Below are 22,302 nucleotides of genomic sequence, written 5' to 3' on the forward strand. Positions count from 1 at the left end.
CATTTTCTCCGGCGGCGTGTACGTCGGAGAAAATACCGCTCGGCTCGCAAACGTGCGAAGGGCGTGCCCTTCGTGCGATGCCGCGAGCCGCAGCCCTTTCAAACGAGAGCCCAGTGAAACGGGTCTCGTTTGAGAGCTTGTCAAAAACACTTTTTTGACAAGCTCACGGATGCGGAACATTTCCGCATCCGTTTCGTCAAATAGGGCAAGAAGAATAGCGCAGGGGATACCCTGTTAGAAACCATGGACAAAGGAGAACAAACCTATGAAACGGATATTTGCGGTTCTGCTGGCGCTGAGCCTGCTTCTGCTTGCCGCCTGCTCGAAGGGCGTTTCCCCCACGGAGCCGTCCCAGACCGAGCCTGCCACGCAGGCCCCGACCGAACCGGCGACCGACGCTCCGACGGAGCCCTCCCAGACGGAGCCCGCCACGGAGCCGTCGCAGCCCACGGAGGAGGAAGGCCCGTTCACCGTGACCTATGCCCACGCGCAGGCCGACACGCACGGCTCCGGCGAGGTGTGGGTACAGCTGCTGGCCGAGGTCACAAACACCGGCTCGGAGCCGCTGACGCTCGGCGCAGCGGACTGGACGGTCTGCACGCCGGACGGAACGGAACTTGCCGTCCGCAAGGGCGTCTCCGCTTATCCGCAGACGATCGAGCCGGGCGAAAAGGGCTGGTATTATGATGAGTTCACTGTCGATACGGCCCAGACGGGCGAGCTTGCCGTGCAGTATGACGGCGACGCCCTCGCAGCATCCATCCGCGCGGCGGAGCAGAGCGGCGTGCGCTATGCCGTCTCGGATGTCAATCTGAAGGATTCCGTCTACGGCGGCGTGGAGTTGACGGGCCGCATCCGCAACGACACGGCGGAGCAGGGCAGCCTCGTCTGCGTGGCGGCCGTGCTGCTTGACGAGTCGGAAAAGCCGCTCGGCGTGGTCTACGCCGTGCTGGGCAGCCCGCTAGAGGCCGGCGCGGAGACGACGTTCGGCATGAGCAGCGAGATGCTCCCGCCGGAGGTCAAATCTGCGGACATTGCACAGGTCGAGACGTTCGCCTATCCGCTCGCAGAGTGACGCAGCTTGTCAAAAAAGTCCCTTCGGACTTTCCTGCCAAGCTGCTTCCAGAATTGCAAAATCAATTTTTGTATCATGATTTTGCAATTCTGCCGCTGCGGCGGGTTATTGAACGCGAAAGGACACCCTGACGGTTTCCTTTCACACTATCCTTCCCTCCGAAGCTTTTGGCTGGGCAGGTTTTTTGACAGTCTGCGCTCGCAGAGTATGTATATAAAAAACGGACCGGGTCGGTATCTCCGACCCGGTCCGTTTTATACGGGACTCAAACGTTGAAGAGGAAGTTGACGATGTCGCCGTCCTTCATGACATACTCCTTGCCTTCACTGCGGACAAGGCCCTTTGCCTTTGCAGCTGCCATGGTGCCGCAGGCCTTCAGATCGTCGAAGGCGATGACCTCCGCGCGGATGAAGCCGCGCTCAAAGTCACTGTGGATCTTACCGGCGGCCTGCGGGGCGCGGGTGCCCTTTTTGATCGTCCAGGCACGGCATTCGTCGCTGCCGGCCGTCAGGAACGAGATGAGGCCGAGCAGCTCATAGCTCGCCTGGATCAGACGGTCGAGGCCGGACTGCTTCAGGCCCAGCTCTTCCATGAACATGGCCTTTTCGTCCGGGTCGTCCAGCTCGGCGATGTCCGCCTCCAGCTTGGCGCAGATCGGCAGGGCAAGGGAGCCCTCCTCGTCGGCCAGCTTCTTGACCTGCTGGAAGTACGGCACGGACTCCGGATCGTTCACGGCGTCCTCCGAGACGTTCGCGGCATAGATCGTCCGCTTGAGCGTCAGCAGGTCAGATGTGGCGATGAGGGCGCGGTCGTCGTCGGAGCATTCGAACGTGCGGGCAAGCTTGCCCTCGTTCAGGTGCTCGAGCAGGGCAGAGAAGACCTCCGCCTCGCGCAGGAAGCGCTTGTCGCCGCCCTTGGCGGCCTTCTGGGCCTTGTCCATGCGGCGCTCGCACATTTCGGCATCGGCGAGGATGAGCTCGAGGTTGATGATGTCGATGTCGCGCAGCGGGTCTGTGCTGCCCTCGACATGGGTGACGTTCGGGTCGTCAAAGCAGCGCACGACGTGGATGATGGCGTCCGTCGTGCGGATGTTCGAAAGGAACTTGTTGCCGAGGCCCTCACCCTTGGACGCGCCCTTGACAAGGCCTGCAATGTCGACGAATTCGATCGTGGCGGGCGTGAATTTCTTCGGCTGATGCAGGTCGCGCAGCCACTCCAGACGCGCATCCGGCACGGCCACGACGCCGACGTTCGGATCGATGGTGCAGAAGGCGTAGTTATCGGCGGGAATGCCCGCATTTGTGATCGCGTTGAACAGCGTGGACTTGCCGACGTTCGGCAGTCCGACGATACCAAGTTTCATGGATGCTGATCTCTCCTCTTATTTCGAGTATATCTATTATAGCAGAAACGCGCGGCTCTCACAAGCCCAAAATATCAGTTTGCGGCGCGGCGGTCATAGAGCTTTGCAAGGCCGCCTTCGGAGGTCTCGCGGTATTTTGCGCTGATGTGCAGGCCGGTCTCCTTCATCGTGCGCACGACCATGTCGAAGCTGATGTTGCGCGAGCCGCACAGCAGGCCGGACAGGTTGAAGGCATCCATGGCGCGCTTGGCGGCCACGGCGTTGCGCTCGATACACGGGATCTGGACAAGGCCGCAGATCGGGTCGCACGTCAGGCCGAGGTGGTGCTCCATGGCGATCTCGGCGGCGTATTCCGTCTCCTCGATGCTCAGACCCATCAGAGCGCACAGCGCGGCGGCGGCCATGGAGCAGGCCGTGCCGATCTCTGCCTGACAGCCGCATTCCGCGCCGGAGATGGAGCCGTTGCGCTTGACGAGAGCGCCGAACAGGCCGGCGACGGCCAGCGCGCGCAGGACCTGCGCATCTGGGATATTGTGCGTTCTCTGCATGTACAGCAGCACGGCGGGCAGCACGCCTGCGGAGCCGCAGGTCGGCGCGGTGACGATGGTGCCGTTGTCGGCGTTCTGCTCCGAAACGGCAAAGGCATAGGCACACACGATGCGCAGCTCGCGCACCTGCGGGCGCTCATTTTCCTTGCTCTGCGCATAGAGGCGCTTGGCCTTGCGCTCCACGTTCAGGCCGCCCGGCAGCGTGCCCTCGGCGGCCAGACCGTCGGCAACGGCCTGCTTCATCGTCTGCCAGACCTCCGCGAGAAAGTCCCAGATGCCGGGGCCCTCGTTCAGCTCCACATATTCGCTCAGCGAGATGTAGCGCCAGCGGCAGAACTGCGCGATCTCCGCAAAGGAATTTTCGGGATAGACCTCATCCTGCTCCTGCGGCGCATCCTGCCCCTCGATGCGGATGTCGCCGCCGCCGATGGAGGCCACGCGCATGGTGGCGTAGGGCTTGCCTTCGCGGCAGGCAAAGAAGTCCAGCGTGTTCGGGTGCGGCAGGCTGTGCGGCGTCTCCTCCGAGAAGACGACCTCCGTCCGCTCGCGGCCGAGCACTTCATAGAGCACGCGGTCCGTGCCGTGGCCGCGCCCCGTCTTGGACAGCGAACCGTAAAGCACGACACGGTAGGTCTCCGCGTCGGGATATTTGCTCAGGAAAAGTCTGGCGGCGCGCTCCGGCCCCATGGTGTGGGAGCTGGACGGCCCCTTGCCGATCTTATAAACGTCGCGGATCGATTTCATCCGGGATCCCTCCATATTTCTGTGATCCCGGATATTATAGCATTCTGCCGTGGAAAAAACAATCCCGGCCGGATTCGACAAGGGGATAAAAACCGCGAAAAACCGCCTCAAAAGGTGGAAAAAATGCCCCGTTCCCGAATCGTGATATCCGGGAACGGGACGGCGGTCAGGGCTTGCGGAGCGCTTCGAGGGAAAGCTCGCCCGCCAGCTTGAACAGGGCGTCTGCCACAACGGTCTCCAGCGGGAGCCGGGCGCTCTCCGCCACGCGGGTATAGAAGGCGGCGGCCGCCGCGTCAAGGTCAATGGTGAGTCGCAAGGGAAACGGCCTCCTTCGGGGAAAGAATCCTGCTCCATAGTATGCTGAGGCTTGACAGGCGTGTGAAAATGGGTTAAATTATTATGGTATATTGGTATCGCTGCGCAACGGCGTCTTCCGGCGCGCTGCGGCAGCTTCGAAAGGATGAGGCAGGCTATGGCCAAAGAAAAGAAAGTTGAACAGATCACCGATATGGAGGTCGATTTTGCCCAGTGGTACACGGATGTCTGCAAAAAGGCAGAGCTGATCGACTATTCCTCGATCAAGGGCATGTTTATCTACCGTCCGTACGGCTATGCCATTTGGGAAAATATCCAGCATCTGATGGATGCGGAATTCAAGAAGACCGGCGCAGAGAACGTCTATATGCCGATGCTGATCCCGGAATCCCTGCTGCAGAAGGAAAAGGACCACGTCGAGGGCTTCGCGCCGGAGTGCGCGTGGGTCACGATGGGCGGCAGTGAGAAGCTCGAGGAGCGCTACTGTATCCGCCCGACGTCCGAGACGCTGTTCTGCGAGCACTTCCACGACATCATCCACTCCTGGCGCGATCTGCCGAAGATGTACAACCAGTGGTGCAGCGTGCTGCGCTGGGAAAAGACGAGCCGTCCGTTCCTGCGCCACCGCGAGTTCCTCTGGCAGGAGGGCCACACCATGCACGCCACAGCCGAGGAGGCCCGCGAGGAGACAGAGCGCATGCTCAATGTGTATGCCGACTTCTGCGAGAACGTGCTGGCCATGCCGGTCACGCGCGGCCAGAAGACCGACAAGGAAAAGTTCAACGGCGCCGAGGCGACCTATACGATCGAGTGCATGATGCACGACCGCAAGGCCCTGCAGGCGGGCACGTCCCACTTCTTCGGCGACGGCTTTGCCAAGGCGTTCGACATTTTCTATACGGATAAGAACAACCAGAAGGTCAACCCCTTCCAGACGTCCTGGGGCGTCTCCACGCGTCTGATCGGCGGCATCATCATGACCCACGGCGACAACAGCGGCCTCGTCCTGCCGCCGAAGATCGCGCCGGTGCAGATCGTCATCATCCCGATCGCCATGCACAAGGAGGGTGTGCTCGAGAAGGCGCGTGCCGTCGCCGAGACGCTGCGCGCGGCCGGCCTTCGCGTGAAGCTCGACGAGTCCGAGCAGAGCCCCGGCTGGAAGTTCGCGGAATATGAGATGAAGGGCGTGCCGCTCCGCCTGGAGCTCGGCCCGAAGGACATCGAGCAGAACCAGTGCGTGCTCGTCCGCCGCGACAACGGCGAAAAGAGCTTCGTCTCGCTCGACTCCCTGGTCGAATCCGCCAACACGCTCATGGATGCCGTGCATGACGGCATGTATGCCAAGGCAAAGCGCAACCTTGACGAGAATATCTACGATGCCTTCACGCTCGAGGAGGCCAAGCGCCTGCAGCAGGAGCACGGCGGTTTCATCCGCACGATGTGGTGCGGCGACGAGGCCTGCGAGATCCGCATGAAGGAGGAGGCCGGTATGACGAGCCGCTGCATCCCGTTTGCGCAGCAGCATCTTGGCGATACCTGCGCCATCTGCGGCAAGCCTGCCAAGAAGATGATCTACTGGGGCGTTGCCTATTGAGCTGTTGAAAAAGTCCAAAGGACTTTTTCAACAATGGGATCTCAGTCCGCTGCGCGCACGAATCGCCCGTCAAAGACGGGCGATCTCAGCATCCTTCCCTCCGAAATTTGGGGCTGGACTGGTTTTTCAACAGTCCGGAATGCCTGTGAAGCATTTTCCCTGAGATTCCCACGTCGCTTCGCTCCTCGGAATGACACGACTGGGAGTTCTCTGTCAAATGCAAACCGCCCGCAGCAGGGGCTTCCTGCTGCGGGCGGTTTGAAAAAGGAGGGAAAAATGAAAAAAGAAAGAAAAGAAAATGCATCACACTTAGTGTCTATATTATATCCGGGAATTATTAAGAAGAAAACCAAGAAAATATTAAGTTTATTTGAAGTTGACGGCTCCCATGCCTAGGACGGGCAGCCGGTCTGGTTTAGCCTGGGATTTTTGGGGAAGAATCCCAAAAAGAATTGCAGGCAAGTGGCTGGCTTACCTGCAACTCCCGGTTTAAAGTAAGAGGGGGAAAATGAAAAAGATTAACTCAACGCTTCTGGTATTATTGTACCCCGGAGATATTAAAAATATAAGCCAGAAGAAATTAAGTTTGTATTAAGCGGGCGGGCCGTACCGGCGCGAAAAATGGTTGACAAATCACGCGTCCGCTGATAGAATAGTCCAAGAATCGTGAAAATTCGCGTTGAAGAAGCCAATCTGCGGCAGAACCGTCAGCGAGCAGGGGAGAGTGCAAGCCCTGCGGCCGATGCTGCAGACCGCCACTTCCGAGCGGCCCGCGACGAGCGGGACGGCCCATCCCCGTTATCCGATGACTAAGATGCCGCGCTGCGGTAATTAGGGTGGTACCGCGAGAAGCCTCGCCCCTATATCCGGGGGTGGGGTCTGCTTTTTATTCCGAGGGAATCTCTGAACAAATCGTCTGCGGCTGAGCAGCGAATCTTTTGCCCCATCCGTACAGTTTGGAAAACGGGAAATACATCCAGTATTCCTCCGTTTCCCAAACTTTCGCCTGAGACAAAATCTCCAGCTGTCAGCTCTTGACGATTGATTCAGCGCTTCCCGAGTATTTTCAGGAGGATGATTCCCATGGCCACAAAAAAGTATGGCGTCAATGAGCTGCGCGAGATGTTCCTCTCGTTCTTCGAGAGCAAGGGCCATCTGCGCCTGCCCAGCTTTTCTCTGATCCCGCAGAACGATGCGTCTCTGCTGCTGATCAACTCCGGCATGGCGCCGATGAAGCCCTATTTCAAGGGCGAGGTCACGCCGCCCCGCCGCCGTGTCTGCACCTGCCAGAAGTGCATCCGTACCGGCGATATCGACAACATCGGCCACACGGCGCGCCACGGCACCTATTTCGAGATGCTGGGCAACTTCTCATTCGGCGACTATTTCAAGCATGAGGCCATTGCCTGGTGCTGGGAATTCCTGACGAAGGTCTGCGGCCTCGAGGAGGACCGCCTGTATCCGTCCATCTATGAGAACGACGACGAGGCGTTCGAGATCTGGAACAAGGAGATCGGCATCCCGGCCGACCGCATTTTCCGCTTCGGCAAGGAGGACAACTTCTGGGAGCATGGCTCCGGCCCGTGCGGCCCCTGCTCCGAGGTCTATTATGACCGCGGCGAGAAGTACGGCTGCGGCAAGCCCGGCTGCACCGTCGGCTGCGACTGCGACCGCTATATGGAGATCTGGAACAACGTCTTCTCCCAGTTTGACAACGACGGCCACGGCAACTATACCGACCTCGTCCAGAAGAACATCGACACCGGCATGGGCCTCGAGCGTCTTGCCGTTGCCTGCCAGGACGTTGACTCCCTGTTCGATGTCGACACCGTCATGAACATCACCCACAAGGTCACGGAGATCACCGGCGCGCACTATGGCATGAGCCACGAGAAGGACGTCTCGCTGCGCGTTATCACGGATCATATCCGCGCTTCCGTCTTTATGATCTCCGACGGCGTGCTGCCCTCGAATGAGGGCCGCGGCTATGTGCTGCGCCGCCTGCTCCGCCGCGCTGCCCGCCACGGCAAGCTGCTCGGCGTGGACCATCCGTTCCTGTGTGATGTTGTTGAGACGGTCATCCACGAGAACGAGGGCCACTATCCCGACCTGCGCGAGCGCGCCGCCTATATCACCCGCGTCGTCCGCGTAGAGGAGGAGAACTTCGCCCGCACGATCGACGGCGGCATGCGCATTTTCTCCGAGATGCTGGCGCAGCATAAGGAAAACAACGAATCCGTCTTCTCCGGCGCAGATGCCTTCAAGCTCTATGACACCTACGGCTTCCCGATCGACCTGACGGTCGAGATGGCGCGCGAGGAGGGCATGGAGGTCGATCTCGAGGCCTTCCGGAAGCTCATGCAGGAGCAGAAGGTCCGCGCGCGCGAGGCGCGCAAGGCCCTCGGCGACCTCGGCTGGGCCGGCATCGACTTCGGTCAGGATATTCCCGAGACGCAGTTCGTCGGCTATGACAAAAACGAGACCGAGGGCACCGTGCTCGCCATCGTGGCAGAGGACGAGTCCCGCAGCGAGATCGCCGCAGGCGTCGAGGCCATCGTGGTGCTCGACCGGACGACGATGTACGCCGAGATGGGCGGTCAGGTCGCCGACCACGGCACGATCACCGGCCCGGACGGTGTGTTCGAGGTCACGGACGTGCAGAAGAACAAGGGCGGTAAATTCATGCACTACGGCCGCGTCGTGAGCGGCACGATCAAACTGGGCGAAGCCTGCAAGATCATGATCGATCCTGAGCGCCGCGCCGCTATCCGCCGCGCTCATACGGCCACACATCTGCTGCAGGCCGCGCTGTTGCGCGTGCTCGGCGAGCATTGCCATCAGGCCGGTTCTCTTGTGGAGCCGGATCACCTGCGCTTTGACTTCACGCACTTCTCCGCCGTCACGCCGGAGGAGCTGGTGGAGATCGGTAATCAGGTCTCCGAGATGGTGCTGCGCGGTGAGCCGGTCGAGACGATGGTCCTGCCGATCGCCGAGGCACAGAAGCTCGGCGCAACGGCCCTGTTCGGCGAGAAGTACGGCGAGACCGTGCGCGTCGTGAAGATGGGCGAGGATTCACTGGAGTTCTGCGGCGGCACGCATCTGGACAACACCGCAAAGGTCGGCCCGTTCCGCATCCTGTCCGAGGCCTCCGTTGCCTCCGGCGTGCGCCGCATCGAGGCCTATACCGGCAAGGAGGTCCTGCGCCAGACGGAGCAGATGAGCCGCCTGCTGCTGGATATCGCCCACGAGCTGAAGACGACGCCGAAGGAGCTCATGCAGCGCGCCCACGCCATGGTCAGCGAGGTCAAGGAGCTCAAGCAGCGTCTGGACGCCATGAAGGACAAGCTGTTCAGCGGCGAGATCGACCGCTGCCTGTTTGCGGCGCGTGAGGTCGGCGGCCTGAAGGTTCTGACCGTCATGCGCAATGACATCGCGCCGAACGACCTGCGCAAGATGGGCGACCAGATCCGTGACCGTGAGCCGGACGCCGTTGCCGTGCTGGCCAGCACGCAGGGCGAAAAGATCACGCTGCTTGCCGTCTGCGGCAAGAACGCGGTCGGCCGCGGCATCAAGGCCGGTCAGCTCATCAAAGAGGTTTCCGCAGCCTGCGGCGGCTCCGGTGGAGGCAAGCCCGATTCCGCCATGGGCGGCGGCCGCGACCTGCTGAAGCTGGACGACGCGCTGGCGGGCGTGGATGATTTTGTCACCACGCATCTGGCGTAAATCTGGGAGGAAAATGATGAACGACTGCATTTTCTGCCGCATTTTGGCAGGCGAGATCCCCTCGAAGAAGCTGTATGAGGACGAACAGTGCCTGGCGTTTTATGACATCCAGCCGCTGGCACCGCAGCATTTCCTTGTTATTCCGAAGGCCCACATCGCCTCGGCCGCAGAGCTGGGCGAGGAGCAGGCCGCGCTCGTCGGTCACATCTTCGCCGTCATTGCGAAGCTCACGAAGGAGCTCGGCTTTGCCGACGGCTTCCGTGTCGTGACGAACTGCGGCGAGGACGCCGGTCAGACCGTAAAGCACCTGCATTTCCATGTGCTCGGCGGCAAGACGCTTGGGTCCTTCAACTGATAAGAGACCAGAATACCTCACCTGGGGCGGGCAATAGCCCGCCCCGGTTTTTTCGGCGGAAGGGAGGGCGGACCATGCGCATTCTCGCGATGTTCTCCGCGGCGTTTGCGGCGGCAGCCGCGCTGTGCGCCTATGCGCTCCCGGCTGCGTGGGGCTGGCTGCCCGGTCTGTGCCTCGCGGCCCTTGCCGCGGCGCTTCTGCTTCTGCACGGCGACCCGGTCCGGCGCGTGCGCACGATCGCCCTCGGCCTTGCGGCCGGGTTTCTCTGGTGCTGGGCGGATGCCGGGCGGCTCGTGTCCGTCCGCGCCCTCTGCGGCGAGGGGCAGACCATCGAGGCCGAGGTCTGCAGCTTGCCGGAAAGGACACAATACGGCTACCGCTGCGTTACCCTGCTGCAGGGGAACCGTATGCAGCTCTACCTCCGCAATGCGCCGGAGGATGCCGCCCTTGGCGACCGCGTGCGCGTCACGGCGGATGTGACGGAGACAGGGAATTCCCTGTATCTGGCGTCCAATGACATTCTCCTGCTCGGCTTTGTCCGCGGCGAGGCCGAGTGGGAGCACCCGGCGCGGGTGCCGCTGCGCTATGCGCCGCAGCGGGCCCTGCTGGCCGTGCAGCGCACGATCACGAATTGCTTTCCGGCCGACGCCGCGCCGCTTGCCAACGCGCTGGTGACGGGCGACACGTCCGGCCTGCCCTATGCCCTGCAGACGGCCATGTCCGACGCGGGCATCTCCCATATCGTGGCGGTCTCCGGCATGCATGTGACGCTGCTGCTCGGCGTGGTGCGCCTGCTGTGTCTGCGGCGCAGGCGGCTGACGGCGGGCGTCGGCATTACGGTGATGGTCTTCTTTGCTGCCATGCTGGGCTTTCGGCCCTCCGTCACGCGCGCCGTGGTCATGAATGCCGTGCTGCTGCTCGCACCGCTGCTCGGGCGCGAGAACGACGGGCCGACGTCCCTGTGCTTCGCCCTGCTTCTGCTGCTCCTGCCGAATCCGCGCGCCATTGCAAACGTCGGCCTGCAGCTGTCGTTTGCCGCCGTGGCGGGCCTGCAGCTGTTTTCCGGCGGCTTGACGGGCTGGCTGGAGGGCCTGCTGCGTGTCGCGGCCCTGCGGGAGCGCCATCCGCTCCCGGCGCGGCTGCTGCGCGCGATCTGTGCGTCGCTTGCGGCCACGCTCGGTGCACTGGCCTTCACGCTGCCGCTGGCGGCGTGGTATTTCCGGTCGATCTCACTGGCCGCTCCGCTGACGAATCTGCTGGCCCTGCCGCTGTTCAGCCTTGCGTTCTCGCTCGGGTGCATCACGGCCGTGCTGGGCCTTGTGTGGCTGCCGCTCGGGCGCATTGCGGCTTGGCCAGCAGCGTGGCTGCTCCGGCTGGCGCGCGGCATCGTCACCACGGCGGCCGGGCTTCCCTATGCGGCCGTCTATCTCAACCGGACACTCCTGTGCGTCTGGTTCGCCGCTGCGGTTGGGATGTTTGCGGTCTTTCTGGCCCAGCGGCGCAGGCAGCCCGGCGTGTTTGCGGCCTGCCTTGCCGTGACGCTGACGGCAGCGATCCTCGGCGCGGCCCTGTGGGAGACGGACCCCGTCTCCATGACGGCGCTGGACGTCGGGCAGGGCGCGTGCACCGTTCTGCGGGGCGGCGGCGCGACATTTGTGGTGGACTGCGGCGGCGAGGGCGGAGAGGCTGCCGGCGAAACGGCCGCGCGCGAGCTGCGCATGGGCGGTGAAACGTCCATCGACGGCCTCATTCTGACGCATCTGGATGCGGACCACTGCAACGGGGCCGCGCAGCTCATGGCTCGTGTGCAGGTAAGGCGGCTGTTCCTGCCGGAGCAGGACAGCGACAGCCGCGAGGCGATCCTGACTGCGGCGGAGCGCTGCGGCACGGAGATCGTCTTTGTCACGGAGGACCTGACGCTTGATTTTTCCGGCGGCAGCCTGCGGCTGTTTGCGCCGGTCCTGCCCGGCTCGCGCAATTGCGGCCTTGCCGCATTGATGTCCGCGGGAGAATATGATATACTGATCCCGGGCGATATGCCGGCCGCCGCGGAGCGCGTGCTGGCCGATACGCACAGCCTGCCGCAGGTGGAGGTGCTCGTTGTCGGGCACCACGGCGCGGCAAGCTCCACTGCGCCGGAGCTGCTGCAGGCCGTTTCGCCGGAGATCGCAGTCATTTCCGTGGGCGCGGACAATTCCTACGGCCATCCCGCGCAGGCCGTGCTCGACCGCCTGACGGAGGCGGGCGCTGCCGTGTACCGCACGGATCAGGCGGGCGATATTACGATCACGAGGTAAGGCTATGGCAAAAAAAGCGGAATCCGGCGGCTATGCGCGCCTGAAGGGCGACCTGGCGCAGAAGACGCCCGGCAGCTTCTATGTGCTCTACGGCGAGGAGGACTATCTTCGCCGCTACTATCTTTCCATGCTGCGCAGGCAGCTCGTCGACGGGCCGACGGAGGACTTCAACTTCCACCGCCTGACATCGGAGAATTTTTCGATGCAGGTCCTCTCGGAGAGCCTCGAGGCCCTGCCGATGATGGCGGAGCGCACGATGATCCAGGTCGACGACGTCGATCTGTTCGCCCTGCCGGAGGATGACCGCACGCAGCTGGCGGCGCTGTTTTCCGACATCCCGGACTATGCCTGCCTTGTACTCGTCTATGCGGACTTCAAGCCGGACAAGCGGAAGAAAAAGCTCTGGGACGCCATGGAGAAAAACGCCGTGCTGGCAGAATTCGCCTACCAGACCGAGCGCGACCTCACGGCGTGGATCGTGCGGCACTTCCGTGCGGAGAAAAAGAATATTTCGCCTGCGCTCTGCGGCTACCTGCTGCAGCGCTGCGGCTCGTCCATGACACGGCTCGATGCCGAGATCGCAAAGATCTGCGCCTATTCCGGCGCGGACGACATTGTCCGCGCGGACATCGACGCCGTTGTGGAGCCGACGCTCGAGGCGGTCGTCTTTGAGATCACCGACGCACTGGGCCAGCGCGAGTTTGACCGTGCACTCGAGCGCCTGAGCGTCATGCTCAAGCTGCGGGCCGAGCCCATCGCCATGCTCGGCGCGGTCGGCAGCCATATGCGCAGGCTCCATGCCGCGCGCATCCTGCAGGCGGCCGGGAAGACCTCGCAGGACCTTGCCCCGCTCTGCGGTGTCGCGCCGTTTGCGGCCAACAAGTGCTTTGCGCAGGCGCGGCGGCTGTCGGACCGCTTCTGCGCGCAGGCCGTGCTGCTGTGCTGCGAGGCCGACCGGCAGATGAAGACGTCCTATGACGACCCGGCGCGGATTCTGGAGCTTCTGATCCTGCAGCTCGCCGAGGAGGCCCGCCATGATTAAGCTGCGGCAGGCCATCGTCGTCGAGGGGCGCTATGACAAAAATGCCCTGTGCCAGCTCGTCGATGCGCCCGTCATCGAGACGCATGGCTTCGGCGTGATGAAGGACAGGCGGCTGCTCGGATTTCTGCGGCAGGTCGCCGCGGCGCGGGGCCTCATTATTTTAACGGATTCCGACGGTGCGGGCTTCGTCATCCGCAATTTTCTCAAAGGCGCGCTGCCGCCGGAGCAGGTGCTGCACGCCTATATCCCCGATGTGCCGGGCAAGGAGCGCCGCAAGCGCGTCCCCGGCAAGGAGGGCAAGCTCGGCGTGGAGGGCATGCCGCCGGAGGTGCTGCTCGAGGCACTGCGGCGGGCGGGCGCGCAGGCGGAGGATTCGCCGGAGCCGCCGGACCCCATCACAAAAACGGACCTGTATCTCGCCGGGCTTTCCGGCGGCGCGGACAGCGCGGCGCGCCGCCGCACGCTGCAGCAGGAGCTTGGCCTGCCGGAGCATCTCGGCAGCGCAGGGCTGCTGCAGGCGCTGAATCTGCTGATGACGCGTGAAGAATTTCAACACCGCTATGGAGAACTGCGATGATCGATATTTCGGTAAACGAGCTGGTCAAGTCCTTTGAGGTCGGCCAGACCCTGCTGGACGGACTGAGCTTTGACATTCACGAGGGGGAATGCGTCGGCATCATGGGCCGCAACGGCTGCGGCAAGACGACGCTGTTCCGCCTGCTGACGGGGGAGCTGTCCCCCGATTCCGGCGAGATCCATATCGCCGCTGGGAAGAAGCTGGGCCTCATCTCCCAGATCCCGGTCTATCCGGCCGGATTTTCCGTTGAGGATGTGCTGCGCACGGCCTTTGCTGCGCTGGCCTCTCTGAAGCGCCGGATGGAGGAACTGGAAAAAACGCTCGAAAAGGATGCTTCCCGAGCGAATCTGAGCGAATATGACCGCCTGAGCAACGCCTATCTGACGGGCGGCGGCTATGAGCAGGACACGGAAGTCGACAAGGTCTGCAACGGCCTTGGCATCCCGGCCGAAATGCGCGGCCGCGAATTTGACCGCCTGTCCGGCGGCGAAAAGACGCGCGTGAATCTGGCGCGCCTGCTGCTCGAGAAGACGGACATCTTGCTGCTCGACGAGCCGACGAACCATCTGGACCTGCGCAGTGTGGAGTGGCTGGAGGACTACATCCGTCACTTCAAGGGAACGGTCCTGACGATCTCGCATGACCGCTATTTCCTTGATCAGGTCGTGCAGCGCATCATTGAGATCTCTGCGGGCAGGGCCGAGTTCTACAGCGGCAACTACAGCTTCTATCTCGAGGAAAAGCAGGAGCGCTTCAACCATCAGCTCCGGCAGTATGAGCAGGAGCAGGCCAGGCTCAAGCAGCTCGGCTTCACCGTCGAGCGCATGAAGGGCTGGGGCATCAACAACCGCGTGCTCTACCGCCGCGCCATGTCCATCCAGCACCGCATGGAGCGCATCGAGAAGACGGAGCGGCCGACCAAGGAGAAGACGCTCCGCGCCCGCTTCGGCGAAAAGGAGTTCCACGGCGACGAAGTCCTCACCGTCAAGAATCTCAGCAAGCAGTTCGGCGGCCGGACGCTGTTTTCCGGTGTGGAGCTGACGGTGCGGGGCGGCGAACGAATCGCCCTGCTCGGCGACAACGGCACCGGCAAGACGACGTTCCTGCGCGTGCTGCTCGGCGAGCTGCCCGCGGAGGGAAAGATCAAGTTCGGCCCGTCCGTCAAGTCGGGCTATCTGCCGCAGGTCATCCACTTTGCCCACCCGGAGCGCACGCTCTATGACACGATGCTCTATGAGAAGAACTGCACGCCCCAGACGGCGCGCGACCGCCTCGGCGCATTCCTGTTCTCCGGCGAGGACGTGTTCAAGACCGTCGGCACGCTCTCCGGCGGCGAGCAGTCGCGGCTGCGGCTGTGCATGCTCATGGACGAAAAAATCAATCTGCTCGTGCTCGACGAGCCGACGAACCATCTGGACGTCGCCTCGCGCGAATGGATCGAATGCGCCCTCGAGGACTACGAGGGCACGCTGATCTTCGTCTCGCACGACCGCTATTTTGTCGATAAATTCGCCACCCGTGTCTGGGAGCTTTCAGACGGGACCATCCGCGACTTCCCGTGCGGCTATGCCAAATACCGCGCCATTCTGGAGCACGAGGCGGCCGCCCGTCAGCGGCCCGCCCAGCCGAAGAAGGAAAAGCAGGCCAAGCCGGTCTCCGGCAGCAAGGAGCTGGAAAAGCTCGTCCGCAGGCTCGAGCGGGAGATCGCTGCGAAGGAGGACGAGGCGGCGCAGCTCGAGCAGGCGCTGGCCGGGGCTGCGAGCGACTATCAGGAGCTGCTGCGCCTGACGGCGGAAAAGGAGCGCTGCGAGGCGGAGCTGGAGGACCTGATGGCCCGCTGGGAGGAGGCCGCGCAGGCGCTGGAGCAGGGGTGAGGCCTGCACGCCGGATTGTGGAACGGGAAAGGACACTCGTATGGTTTCCTTTCCCGCTTTTCTTCCCTCCGAAACTTTCGGCTGGGCAGGTTTTTGACAGTTTGCGATTTCTTAATGGAATATTCATGAATTCTGCGGCTTTCGGACTTGTGTCCGGGGGCCGCAGCGGCTATAATATACCATGACTATATCTGCTCCGTACACCCCGGAGCGGTCAGAAGGAGATTTTTGCATTATGAGTGAATCCTGCGGAGGCAACTGCTCGAGCTGCAGCGAAGCCTGCTCGGAGCGCAAGCCGGAGAGCCTGCAAGCGCAGCCCAATCCGAAGTCCAAGATCGGCAAGGTCATCGCCGTCGTGTCCGGCAAGGGCGGCGTCGGCAAGAGCACCGTTTCTGCCATGCTGGCAACGGCCATGCAGCGCACCGGCCGCCGCGCCGGCGTGCTGGATGCCGATATCACCGGCCCGTCCATCCCGAAGGCCTTCGGCGTCAGCGAATGCGCCAGTGCGGATGAGGAGGGCATTTACCCGGCCGTGACGGAAAGCGGCATCCAGATCATGTCCGTGAACCTGCTGCTCGAGCATGAGGATGACCCTGTTCTCTGGCGCGGACCCATCATCGCGGGCGCGGTCAAGCAGTTCTGGACGGACGTCGTGTGGGAAAATGTCGACTATCTGTTCGTCGACATGCCTCCCGGAACGGGCGACGTGCCCCTGACGGTCTTTCAGTCCCTGCCGGTGGACGGCATCGTGATCGTCACCTCGCCGCAGGAGCTTGTCTCCATGATCGTGGCCAAGGCCGTGCGCATGGCCGAGATGATGCATGTGCCCGTCATCGGCCTTGTGGAGAACTACAGCTATTTCCGCTGCCCGGACTGCGGCAAGTGCCATCAGATCTTCGGCAAGAGTCATCTGGACGAGACGGCGCAGGCCTATCATCTGCCGGTGCTCGCGCGCCTGCCCATCGACCCCGCCGTGGCGGAGGCCTGCGATGCGGGCCGTGTCGAATCACTCGACACGACGGAGCTCGAGCCTGCCCTGCAGGCCATCCTCGCGCGCTGAGGCACCTTTTCCACGGAATTATTTTCCAATACAAGGGAACGAACGGCGCACCGGCGCCGTCTATATAGAGGAAACAGTCCGGCGAAAAACCAGAGGGGCTTTTTCGGCTGGCTGAGAGGAAGCGCCATTGCGGCGCAGAAACGGAGGATCTACGATGAAGAAACGAATGCTTTGCTGCCTGCTTGCGCTGGTACTTGCGGTCGGGCTGCTGTCTGCCTGCGGCTCCGTGAAAGCGGCGGTTTATGTGCAGTCTGTGGCGGCGCTTACGGGCTATGGCTCACTCGGCGGCGCGAATGCCAGCGCCGGTATCGTTGTGGCGCAGAAGGAGATCAAGGTCGAACGCGATTCCAGCCGGAAGGTCAAGCAGCTCAATGTCGGGGTCGGCCAGGAGGTCAAGACCGGCGAGGTCCTGTTCACCTATGATATGGAGGACATGCAGCTCACCATCGACAAGGCCAAGCTCGAGATCGAGCAGATGAAGAACAACGTCAAGGATCTGACGGCCCAGATCTCCCAGCTCGAGAAGGAAAAGAAGAGCGCGCCCACCTCGGAGCAGCTCTCCTACACCGTGCAGATCCAGGCACTTGAGGCCGACAAGAAGGAAGCGGAGTATAATATCACCGTCAAGCAGAAGGAACTCGATGCCATGACCTCCGGCTCCGGCACCGCGAATGTGACGGCTCCTGTGGACGGCAAGGTGCAGGCCATCAACGAGAACGGCACGGACAGCAGCGGCAATGCCGCAGCCTACATCACGCTGGTGCAGGACGGCGCTTACCGTGTCAAGGGCAAGATCAACGAGCTGAACCGCAGCGACATCGCTGTCGGCGTTCCCGTTGTCATCCGCTCCCGTGTGGACGATTCCGTCTGGTCCGGCACCATCACGGAGATCGATACGGAAAACCCGAGCTCCGGCAACGCCGGCGTTTCCTATGGCTACGGCTATTCCAATGCCGATGACACGAGCAGCTCCAGCAACTATCCGTTCTATGTCGAGCTCGACAGCACGGACGGCCTGATGCTCGGTCAGCACGTCTATATCGAGCCGTCGGACGGCGGAACGGTCTCCGACACCATGAAGCTCGACGCCTCATTCCTGCAGGGCTCTGCGGAGGAGGGCTTCTGGGTCTGGGCCGAGAAGGACGGCAAGCTCGAGAAGCGCACCGTCACCGTCGGCACGTTCGACGAGACCTACAATACCTATGAGATCCTCGACGGCCTTGCGGCGGAGGATTACATCGCCTTCCCCGAGGACGGCATGGAGGAGGGCGACCCGACGACGCACACCATGCCGACGGAGGATCCGAGCGCAGAGCCGAGCGACGGCGTCGATGACAGCGGCGCGACCGGCGACGGCGTCGATGACAGCGGCGCTATCGGCGACAGCGCGGACACTGGCCCCATCGAGGGCGGCGAAGAGGAGTCTGCAGGCAGCGAGGACGGCGAGTCTTCTCAGACGGGAGGAGTCACCTATGCTCGTTGAAATGAAGGATATCTGCAAGGATTATCCGCAGGGCAAGGAGACCGTCCGCATTCTGAAAAACATCAACCTGCAGGTCGAGGAGGGCGACTATCTCGCCATCATGGGCCCGTCCGGCTCCGGCAAGACGACGCTCATGAATCTTATCGGCTGCCTTGACGTACCGACGAGCGGCGAATACCTGTTGACGGGCGAGAATGTCACCAAGGCCAACGAAAACCAGCTGGCGGAGATCCGCAACCGCCTGCTCGGCTTTGTGTTCCAGAGCTTCTATCTGCTGCCGAAGCTCTCGGCTGTGGATAATGTCGCCCTGCCGCTGCTGTACGCCGGTGTAAACAAGAAGGAGCGCCGCGAGCGCGCCATTGAGGCGCTGCAGATGATGGGCCTCGGCCAGCGGCTGAATTTCCGCCCGAACCAGCTCTCCGGCGGTCAGTGCCAGCGCGTCGCCATTGCGCGCGCCATCGTGGGCCGTCCGAAGCTGCTGCTGGCGGACGAGCCGACCGGCGCGCTGGACTCTGCTGCGGGCAACCAGATCATGGATATTTTCGACGCGCTGAACGACGCCGGCTCTACGATCATCATGATCACGCATGAGCAGGAGATCGCCGAGCGCGCAAAGCGGATCAATTATATCCGCGACGGCATCCTGTCAGACGGCAGAAGGGACGGTGAGAGCCTTGCATAAGAAAAAGAGTGTCAAAGCGATCGTAATTTCGGCCGTCAGCCTGCTGCTCGTCGCGGCGATCGTCGTGGGCGTGCTGTGGTACCTTGGACACCGCAGTGACCCTGTCAAGGTCGCGCCCGTGTCCATGTTTATGGGCGGGTTCTCGAACGAGAGCACGCAGTCCGGCAACGTGACGGCGGATAACCTGCAGAAGATCTATGCCTCCGATACGCAGACCGTCACAGCCCTGCTCGTGCAGGAGGGTCAGACCGTCAAGAAGGGCGATCCGCTGTTCCGCTATGACACCACGCTCTCCGACATTCAGGTCGAGCGGCAGGAGATCGCAGTCAAACAGGACGACCTGAACCTCAACAAGGCAAAAAAAGACCTTGCCAACATCAACCGCCTGCGTCCCTATGTGCCGACGCAGCCGACGGATCCCCCCACGGAGCCGACGGAGCCGGAGCCTACGGATGAGCCGACCCAGCCGCCTGAGCCGACGGAGCCGACCGTTCCCATTGCCCCGGAGGAGCTGCCCTATCTCATGGGCGGCGAGGGCACGCAGGCCTCTCCGCTGTTCTATCTCTGCGCGGCGGATATGCAGTATGATCAGTCCTATTTTGAAGAGCTCCTCGGCGAAAAAACGGAGCTGTGGGTCGTGTTCCAGGTGCGCGAGGGCAATGCCCTGCACGCCGAGCTGCTCAGTGAGCTTCCGCTGAAGCTTACGCGCGACGAGGAAACGCAGTCCATCCGTTTCACGGTGTTCATTCCCGAGCAGGACGACGTGAAGGAGGAGAACAAGACCCTGCGGGCAGCTGCGGCGGATGTCTCTGCCAGCCCGGATGTCACGGTCGTCGACTATGACGGCGAATACACTGCGGCGGAGATCGCAAAGATGCGCGCCGAGAAGCAGAAGGAAATCCGCGACCTCGACCTGAAGCTCCGCATGGACAAGGTCGAGCTGGAGCGCATGAAGCAGGAGGCGGCGAACGGCATCGTAACGTCCAAGCTGGACGGCACGGTGCTCCGCGTGAATGACCCCGACACAGCCAAGCAGGAGGGAAGCCCCGTCGTGATCGTCTCGGGCGGCGGCGGTTATTACGTCAAGACCGGCGTGACGGAGCTTGACCGCGATAAATATCCGGTCGGCACCCAGATGCGCATCCAGTCGTGGGAGCACGGCGAGGTCTACGGTACGGTGGCGGAGATCTCCGATACCCCGGTGTCCTCCTCCAATAATCCCTATTACTCGTCCGGCAACCGGAACGTCAGCTTCTACACCATGCTCATTGCGCTCGATGCGGACAGCCCGCTGCGCGAGGACGAGTGGGTCGACGTCTACTTTGACGCTGCGTCGACGGCCAGCAAGGATGCCCTGTGTATCGAGACACGCTTCATCCGGCAGGATGAAGGCGGCAGCTATGTCTATCTCCGCGGTGAGGATCAGCTCCTGCACAAGCAGTATGTCACGACGGGCGTCGTGCAGTGGGGCTATACGGAGATCAAAAGCGGCCTGACGGTCGACGACTGGATCGCCTTCCCCTACGGGAAGGATGTGAAGGAGAATGCAGAGACCATTGAGAGCGACGACTCGGATGATTTCTACTACTACGGCAGCTATTAACGGGAGGCGAGAGCATGTTTGAAAATATCCAGCTTGCATTTCAGGGCGTTTTTGGCCATAAGCTCCGCTCGTTCCTGACGATGCTCGGCATCATCATCGGTATCGCTTCCATCATCACGATCATCTCGACCATCAAGGGCACGAATGAGCAGATCAAGCAGAATCTCATCGGTTCCGGCAGCAATATTGTCAATGTCCAGCTCTATCAGAATGACTGGACCGTTGACATGTCCTATCAGACGCCGGACGGCATCCGCGTCCTGCGGGACGAGCAGCGCGACGAAATGCTTGCCCTCGACGGCGTGGCAGATGTGACGATCTACCGCAGCCGTGAGAATGTCGATGGCTTCTATTACCGCAACACGGGCTTCAGCGGCAAGCTCTACGGCGTGGACGATCACTATTTCTCCGTCTACGGCTATGAGGTCCGCAGCGGCCGCGGCTTTACGGCCCGCGACTTTGCCTCGGCCAGTAAGAACGTCATCCTCGACGAGACGGCGGCCCAGACGCTCTTCGGCTCGGACGATCCCATCGGCAGGATCGTGGAGATCTCCGGCGAGCCGTTCACGGTCGTCGGCGTTGTGAGCCTGAAATCCAGCTTCGAGCCGAAGATCGACTCCGTGAAGGACTATGCGATGTATGTGCAGGAGTCCAGCGGCCTGGCCTTTGTGCCGACGTCCGTCTGGCCGGTGCTCTACCGCTTCGACGAGCCGCAGAACGTGGCCGTCCGCGCCACGTCGACCGACACCATGACCGACGCGGGCAAGGCTGTCGCGGACTATCTGACGAGCCATCAGATCATCGCCAGCAAAGCCACGGGCGACAACAGCTATTCCTACCGCAGCGACGATCTGCTCAAGCAGGCCCAGCAGCTGCAGGAAATGAGCAGCGCGACGAACAACCAGCTCATCTGGATCGCCAGCATCTCCCTGCTCGTTGGCGGTGTGGGCGTTATGAACATCATGCTCGTGACCGTCACGGAGCGCACGGCGGAGATCGGCCTGAAAAAGGCCATCGGCGCAAAGCGCCGCCGCATTCTGGCGCAGTTCCTGACGGAGGCGTCCGTGCTGACCGGTATCGGCGGCCTGCTCGGCGTGCTGGGCGGCATCGGCATGTCGCAGCTCATCTCGAAGTTCATGGATACGCCGACGGCGCTGAGTGTCCCCGCCATTCTCGTGGCGGTGGTGTTCTCCGTCCTCATCGGCCTGATCTTCGGCCTCGTCCCGGCCGTGAAGGCGTCGAAGCTCAACCCCATCGAGGCCCTTCGCCGCGAATAATGCGTTTTCTCATGCAGCCGCCTGTTTTTCGGGCGGCTGCTTTTTCCTATTGCAATTTGCGGGCCGTTCCGCTACAATCATACCGTGCCGGGCATCCCGGCGCGATATCTGCAAAAGAGGGAACACGCATGGAGAAAAAAGCGGTCTATCCCGGGTCGTTCGACCCGTTTACCAACGGCCATATGGACATCGTGCGCAAGGCCTCGGCCATTTTTGACCGGGTCTATATCGTCATGGCCGTCAATTCTGAGAAGCGGCGCGCCTTTGACTGCCGCCGCATGCAGGAGGCCATGGAGCGCGCGCTTGCGGACAGCGGCATCCGTAACTGCGAGGTCAGCATCTACGACGGCCTCATCGCCGAGTATACGAAGCATCACGGCATCGGCTATATGGTCCGCGGCCTGCGCAACAACATGGACTACAACTACGAGGAAAACATCGCCGAGGTCAACAAGCTCATCGATCCGTCGCTGGAATATGTCTACTTCCGCGCGGATAACGTCGCCGTGTCGTCCTCCATGGTCAAGGAGCTGCGCCACTACGGGCAGGATGTCTCGAGCTATGTCCCGCCCGCCATCGCCGCCCTGCTGGCGGATGGAAATACGGAGCGCTGATACTAGAATCTGATAAAAAGCTTTAAAAGCTTTTTATAGCGCCGAGGGCGCGTCAGATTCTGCATGAGACGGCGCA

Annotated in this window: 18 protein-coding genes; 14 read left to right on the top strand and 4 right to left on the bottom strand. The window is 62.1% G+C overall.

Going from position 1 to position 22,302, the window contains the following annotated elements:
* Positions 1–180: hypothetical protein (locus WMO66_RS02465; protein WP_349134824.1), on the bottom strand; the 180-nt coding region annotated here is incomplete at its 3' end.
* A gap of 85 nt (positions 181–265) precedes the next feature.
* Between WMO66_RS02465 and WMO66_RS02470 the strand changes: the two genes are divergently transcribed.
* Positions 266–1,075, top strand: a complete 810-nt coding sequence (locus tag WMO66_RS02470; protein ID WP_349134826.1) for a hypothetical protein — start codon at positions 266–268, stop codon at positions 1,073–1,075.
* A gap of 265 nt (positions 1,076–1,340) precedes the next feature.
* Here WMO66_RS02470 and ychF read toward each other — a convergent pair whose 3' ends face one another.
* The 3 genes from ychF to WMO66_RS02485 form a co-directional block, all read right to left on the bottom strand.
* Positions 1,341–2,438 (bottom strand): redox-regulated ATPase YchF, encoded by a 1,098-nt coding sequence (gene ychF, locus WMO66_RS02475; protein WP_349134827.1) that lies wholly within the window; start codon positions 2,436–2,438, stop codon positions 1,341–1,343.
* A 74-nt stretch (positions 2,439–2,512) separates the two neighbouring features.
* On the bottom strand, positions 2,513–3,730 hold the full coding sequence (locus WMO66_RS02480; protein ID WP_349134829.1) for an L-serine ammonia-lyase, iron-sulfur-dependent, subunit alpha: 1,218 nt from the start codon (positions 3,728–3,730) through the stop codon (positions 2,513–2,515).
* Between the two features lie 166 nt (positions 3,731–3,896).
* Positions 3,897–4,046, bottom strand: a complete 150-nt coding sequence (locus WMO66_RS02485) for a hypothetical protein (RefSeq protein ID WP_349134830.1) — start codon at positions 4,044–4,046, stop codon at positions 3,897–3,899.
* Between the two features lie 156 nt (positions 4,047–4,202).
* Here WMO66_RS02485 and proS point away from each other — a divergent pair, with 156 nt between their 5' ends.
* The 13 genes from proS (at position 4,203) to coaD (ending at position 22,226) form a co-directional block, all read left to right on the top strand.
* On the top strand, positions 4,203–5,639 hold the full coding sequence (gene proS, locus WMO66_RS02490; protein ID WP_349134831.1) for a proline--tRNA ligase: 1,437 nt from the start codon (positions 4,203–4,205) through the stop codon (positions 5,637–5,639).
* 1,083 nt (positions 5,640–6,722) lie between these two features.
* Positions 6,723–9,362: an alanine--tRNA ligase gene (alaS, locus tag WMO66_RS02495; protein ID WP_349134832.1), complete on the top strand. Its 2,640-nt coding sequence runs from the start codon at positions 6,723–6,725 to the stop codon at positions 9,360–9,362.
* Positions 9,363–9,378: 16 nt separating this feature from the next.
* The gene (locus tag WMO66_RS02500; protein ID WP_349134833.1) at positions 9,379–9,717 is read left to right on the top strand and encodes a histidine triad nucleotide-binding protein; all 339 of its coding nucleotides are present in this window, start codon (positions 9,379–9,381) and stop codon (positions 9,715–9,717) included.
* 74 nt (positions 9,718–9,791) lie between these two features.
* On the top strand, positions 9,792–12,014 hold the full coding sequence (locus WMO66_RS02505) for a DNA internalization-related competence protein ComEC/Rec2 (protein ID WP_349134834.1): 2,223 nt from the start codon (positions 9,792–9,794) through the stop codon (positions 12,012–12,014).
* 4 nt (positions 12,015–12,018) lie between these two features.
* Positions 12,019–13,056 (top strand): DNA polymerase III subunit delta, encoded by a 1,038-nt coding sequence (gene holA / locus WMO66_RS02510; RefSeq protein WP_349134835.1) that lies wholly within the window; start codon positions 12,019–12,021, stop codon positions 13,054–13,056.
* On the top strand, positions 13,049–13,633 hold the full coding sequence (locus WMO66_RS02515; protein ID WP_349134836.1) for a ribonuclease M5: 585 nt from the start codon (positions 13,049–13,051) through the stop codon (positions 13,631–13,633). Before holA ends, WMO66_RS02515 begins: the two co-directional genes overlap by 8 nt.
* On the top strand, positions 13,630–15,507 hold the full coding sequence (locus WMO66_RS02520; protein ID WP_349134837.1) for an ABC-F family ATP-binding cassette domain-containing protein: 1,878 nt from the start codon (positions 13,630–13,632) through the stop codon (positions 15,505–15,507). The genes WMO66_RS02515 and WMO66_RS02520 overlap by 4 nt, the downstream gene beginning before the upstream one ends.
* Before the next feature lie 235 nt (positions 15,508–15,742).
* Entirely contained in the window at positions 15,743–16,567 is an 825-nt protein-coding gene (locus WMO66_RS02525) for a P-loop NTPase (RefSeq protein ID WP_349134838.1), read from the top strand.
* A 154-nt stretch (positions 16,568–16,721) separates the two neighbouring features.
* On the top strand, positions 16,722–18,050 hold the full coding sequence (locus WMO66_RS02530; protein WP_349134839.1) for an efflux RND transporter periplasmic adaptor subunit: 1,329 nt from the start codon (positions 16,722–16,724) through the stop codon (positions 18,048–18,050).
* A complete protein-coding gene (locus WMO66_RS02535) occupies positions 18,040–18,732 on the top strand; it encodes an ABC transporter ATP-binding protein (protein ID WP_349134840.1) in 693 nt (230 codons plus the stop codon). Before WMO66_RS02530 ends, WMO66_RS02535 begins: the two co-directional genes overlap by 11 nt.
* Positions 18,725–20,335 carry an efflux RND transporter periplasmic adaptor subunit gene (locus WMO66_RS02540; RefSeq protein ID WP_349134841.1) on the top strand — a complete coding sequence of 537 codons (1,611 nt, stop codon included), beginning with the start codon at positions 18,725–18,727 and terminating at the stop codon, positions 20,333–20,335. The genes WMO66_RS02535 and WMO66_RS02540 overlap by 8 nt, the downstream gene beginning before the upstream one ends.
* A gap of 14 nt (positions 20,336–20,349) precedes the next feature.
* Positions 20,350–21,612, top strand: coding sequence for an ABC transporter permease (locus WMO66_RS02545; protein WP_349134842.1), 1,263 nt, complete (start codon positions 20,350–20,352; stop codon positions 21,610–21,612).
* A gap of 128 nt (positions 21,613–21,740) precedes the next feature.
* Positions 21,741–22,226, top strand: a complete 486-nt coding sequence (gene coaD / locus WMO66_RS02550; RefSeq protein ID WP_349134843.1) for a pantetheine-phosphate adenylyltransferase — start codon at positions 21,741–21,743, stop codon at positions 22,224–22,226.
* Positions 22,227–22,302: the final 76 nt, after the last annotated feature.

It is taken from the genome of Faecousia intestinalis, assembly GCF_040096185.1.
GTDB lineage: Bacteria > Bacillota > Clostridia > Oscillospirales > Oscillospiraceae > JAZOXB01.

What these genes read in the sequence shown, in the direction of transcription:
- WMO66_RS02470 (WP_349134826.1), top strand. Translation starts at nt 266, where the DNA reads ATGAAACGGATATTTGCGGTTCTGCTGGCGCTGAGCCTGCTTCTGCTT.
- ychF (WP_349134827.1), bottom strand. Translation starts at nt 2,438, where the DNA reads ATGAAACTTGGTATCGTCGGACTGCCGAACGTCGGCAAGTCCACGCTG.
- WMO66_RS02480 (WP_349134829.1), bottom strand. Translation starts at nt 3,730, where the DNA reads ATGAAATCGATCCGCGACGTTTATAAGATCGGCAAGGGGCCGTCCAGC.
- proS (WP_349134831.1), top strand. Translation starts at nt 4,203, where the DNA reads ATGGCCAAAGAAAAGAAAGTTGAACAGATCACCGATATGGAGGTCGAT.
- alaS (WP_349134832.1), top strand. Translation starts at nt 6,723, where the DNA reads ATGGCCACAAAAAAGTATGGCGTCAATGAGCTGCGCGAGATGTTCCTC.
- WMO66_RS02500 (WP_349134833.1), top strand. Translation starts at nt 9,379, where the DNA reads ATGAACGACTGCATTTTCTGCCGCATTTTGGCAGGCGAGATCCCCTCG.
- WMO66_RS02505 (WP_349134834.1), top strand. Translation starts at nt 9,792, where the DNA reads ATGCGCATTCTCGCGATGTTCTCCGCGGCGTTTGCGGCGGCAGCCGCG.
- holA (WP_349134835.1), top strand. Translation starts at nt 12,019, where the DNA reads ATGGCAAAAAAAGCGGAATCCGGCGGCTATGCGCGCCTGAAGGGCGAC.
- WMO66_RS02515 (WP_349134836.1), top strand. Translation starts at nt 13,049, where the DNA reads ATGATTAAGCTGCGGCAGGCCATCGTCGTCGAGGGGCGCTATGACAAA.
- WMO66_RS02520 (WP_349134837.1), top strand. Translation starts at nt 13,630, where the DNA reads ATGATCGATATTTCGGTAAACGAGCTGGTCAAGTCCTTTGAGGTCGGC.
- WMO66_RS02525 (WP_349134838.1), top strand. Translation starts at nt 15,743, where the DNA reads ATGAGTGAATCCTGCGGAGGCAACTGCTCGAGCTGCAGCGAAGCCTGC.
- WMO66_RS02530 (WP_349134839.1), top strand. Translation starts at nt 16,722, where the DNA reads ATGAAGAAACGAATGCTTTGCTGCCTGCTTGCGCTGGTACTTGCGGTC.
- WMO66_RS02535 (WP_349134840.1), top strand. Translation starts at nt 18,040, where the DNA reads ATGCTCGTTGAAATGAAGGATATCTGCAAGGATTATCCGCAGGGCAAG.
- WMO66_RS02545 (WP_349134842.1), top strand. Translation starts at nt 20,350, where the DNA reads ATGTTTGAAAATATCCAGCTTGCATTTCAGGGCGTTTTTGGCCATAAG.
- coaD (WP_349134843.1), top strand. Translation starts at nt 21,741, where the DNA reads ATGGAGAAAAAAGCGGTCTATCCCGGGTCGTTCGACCCGTTTACCAAC.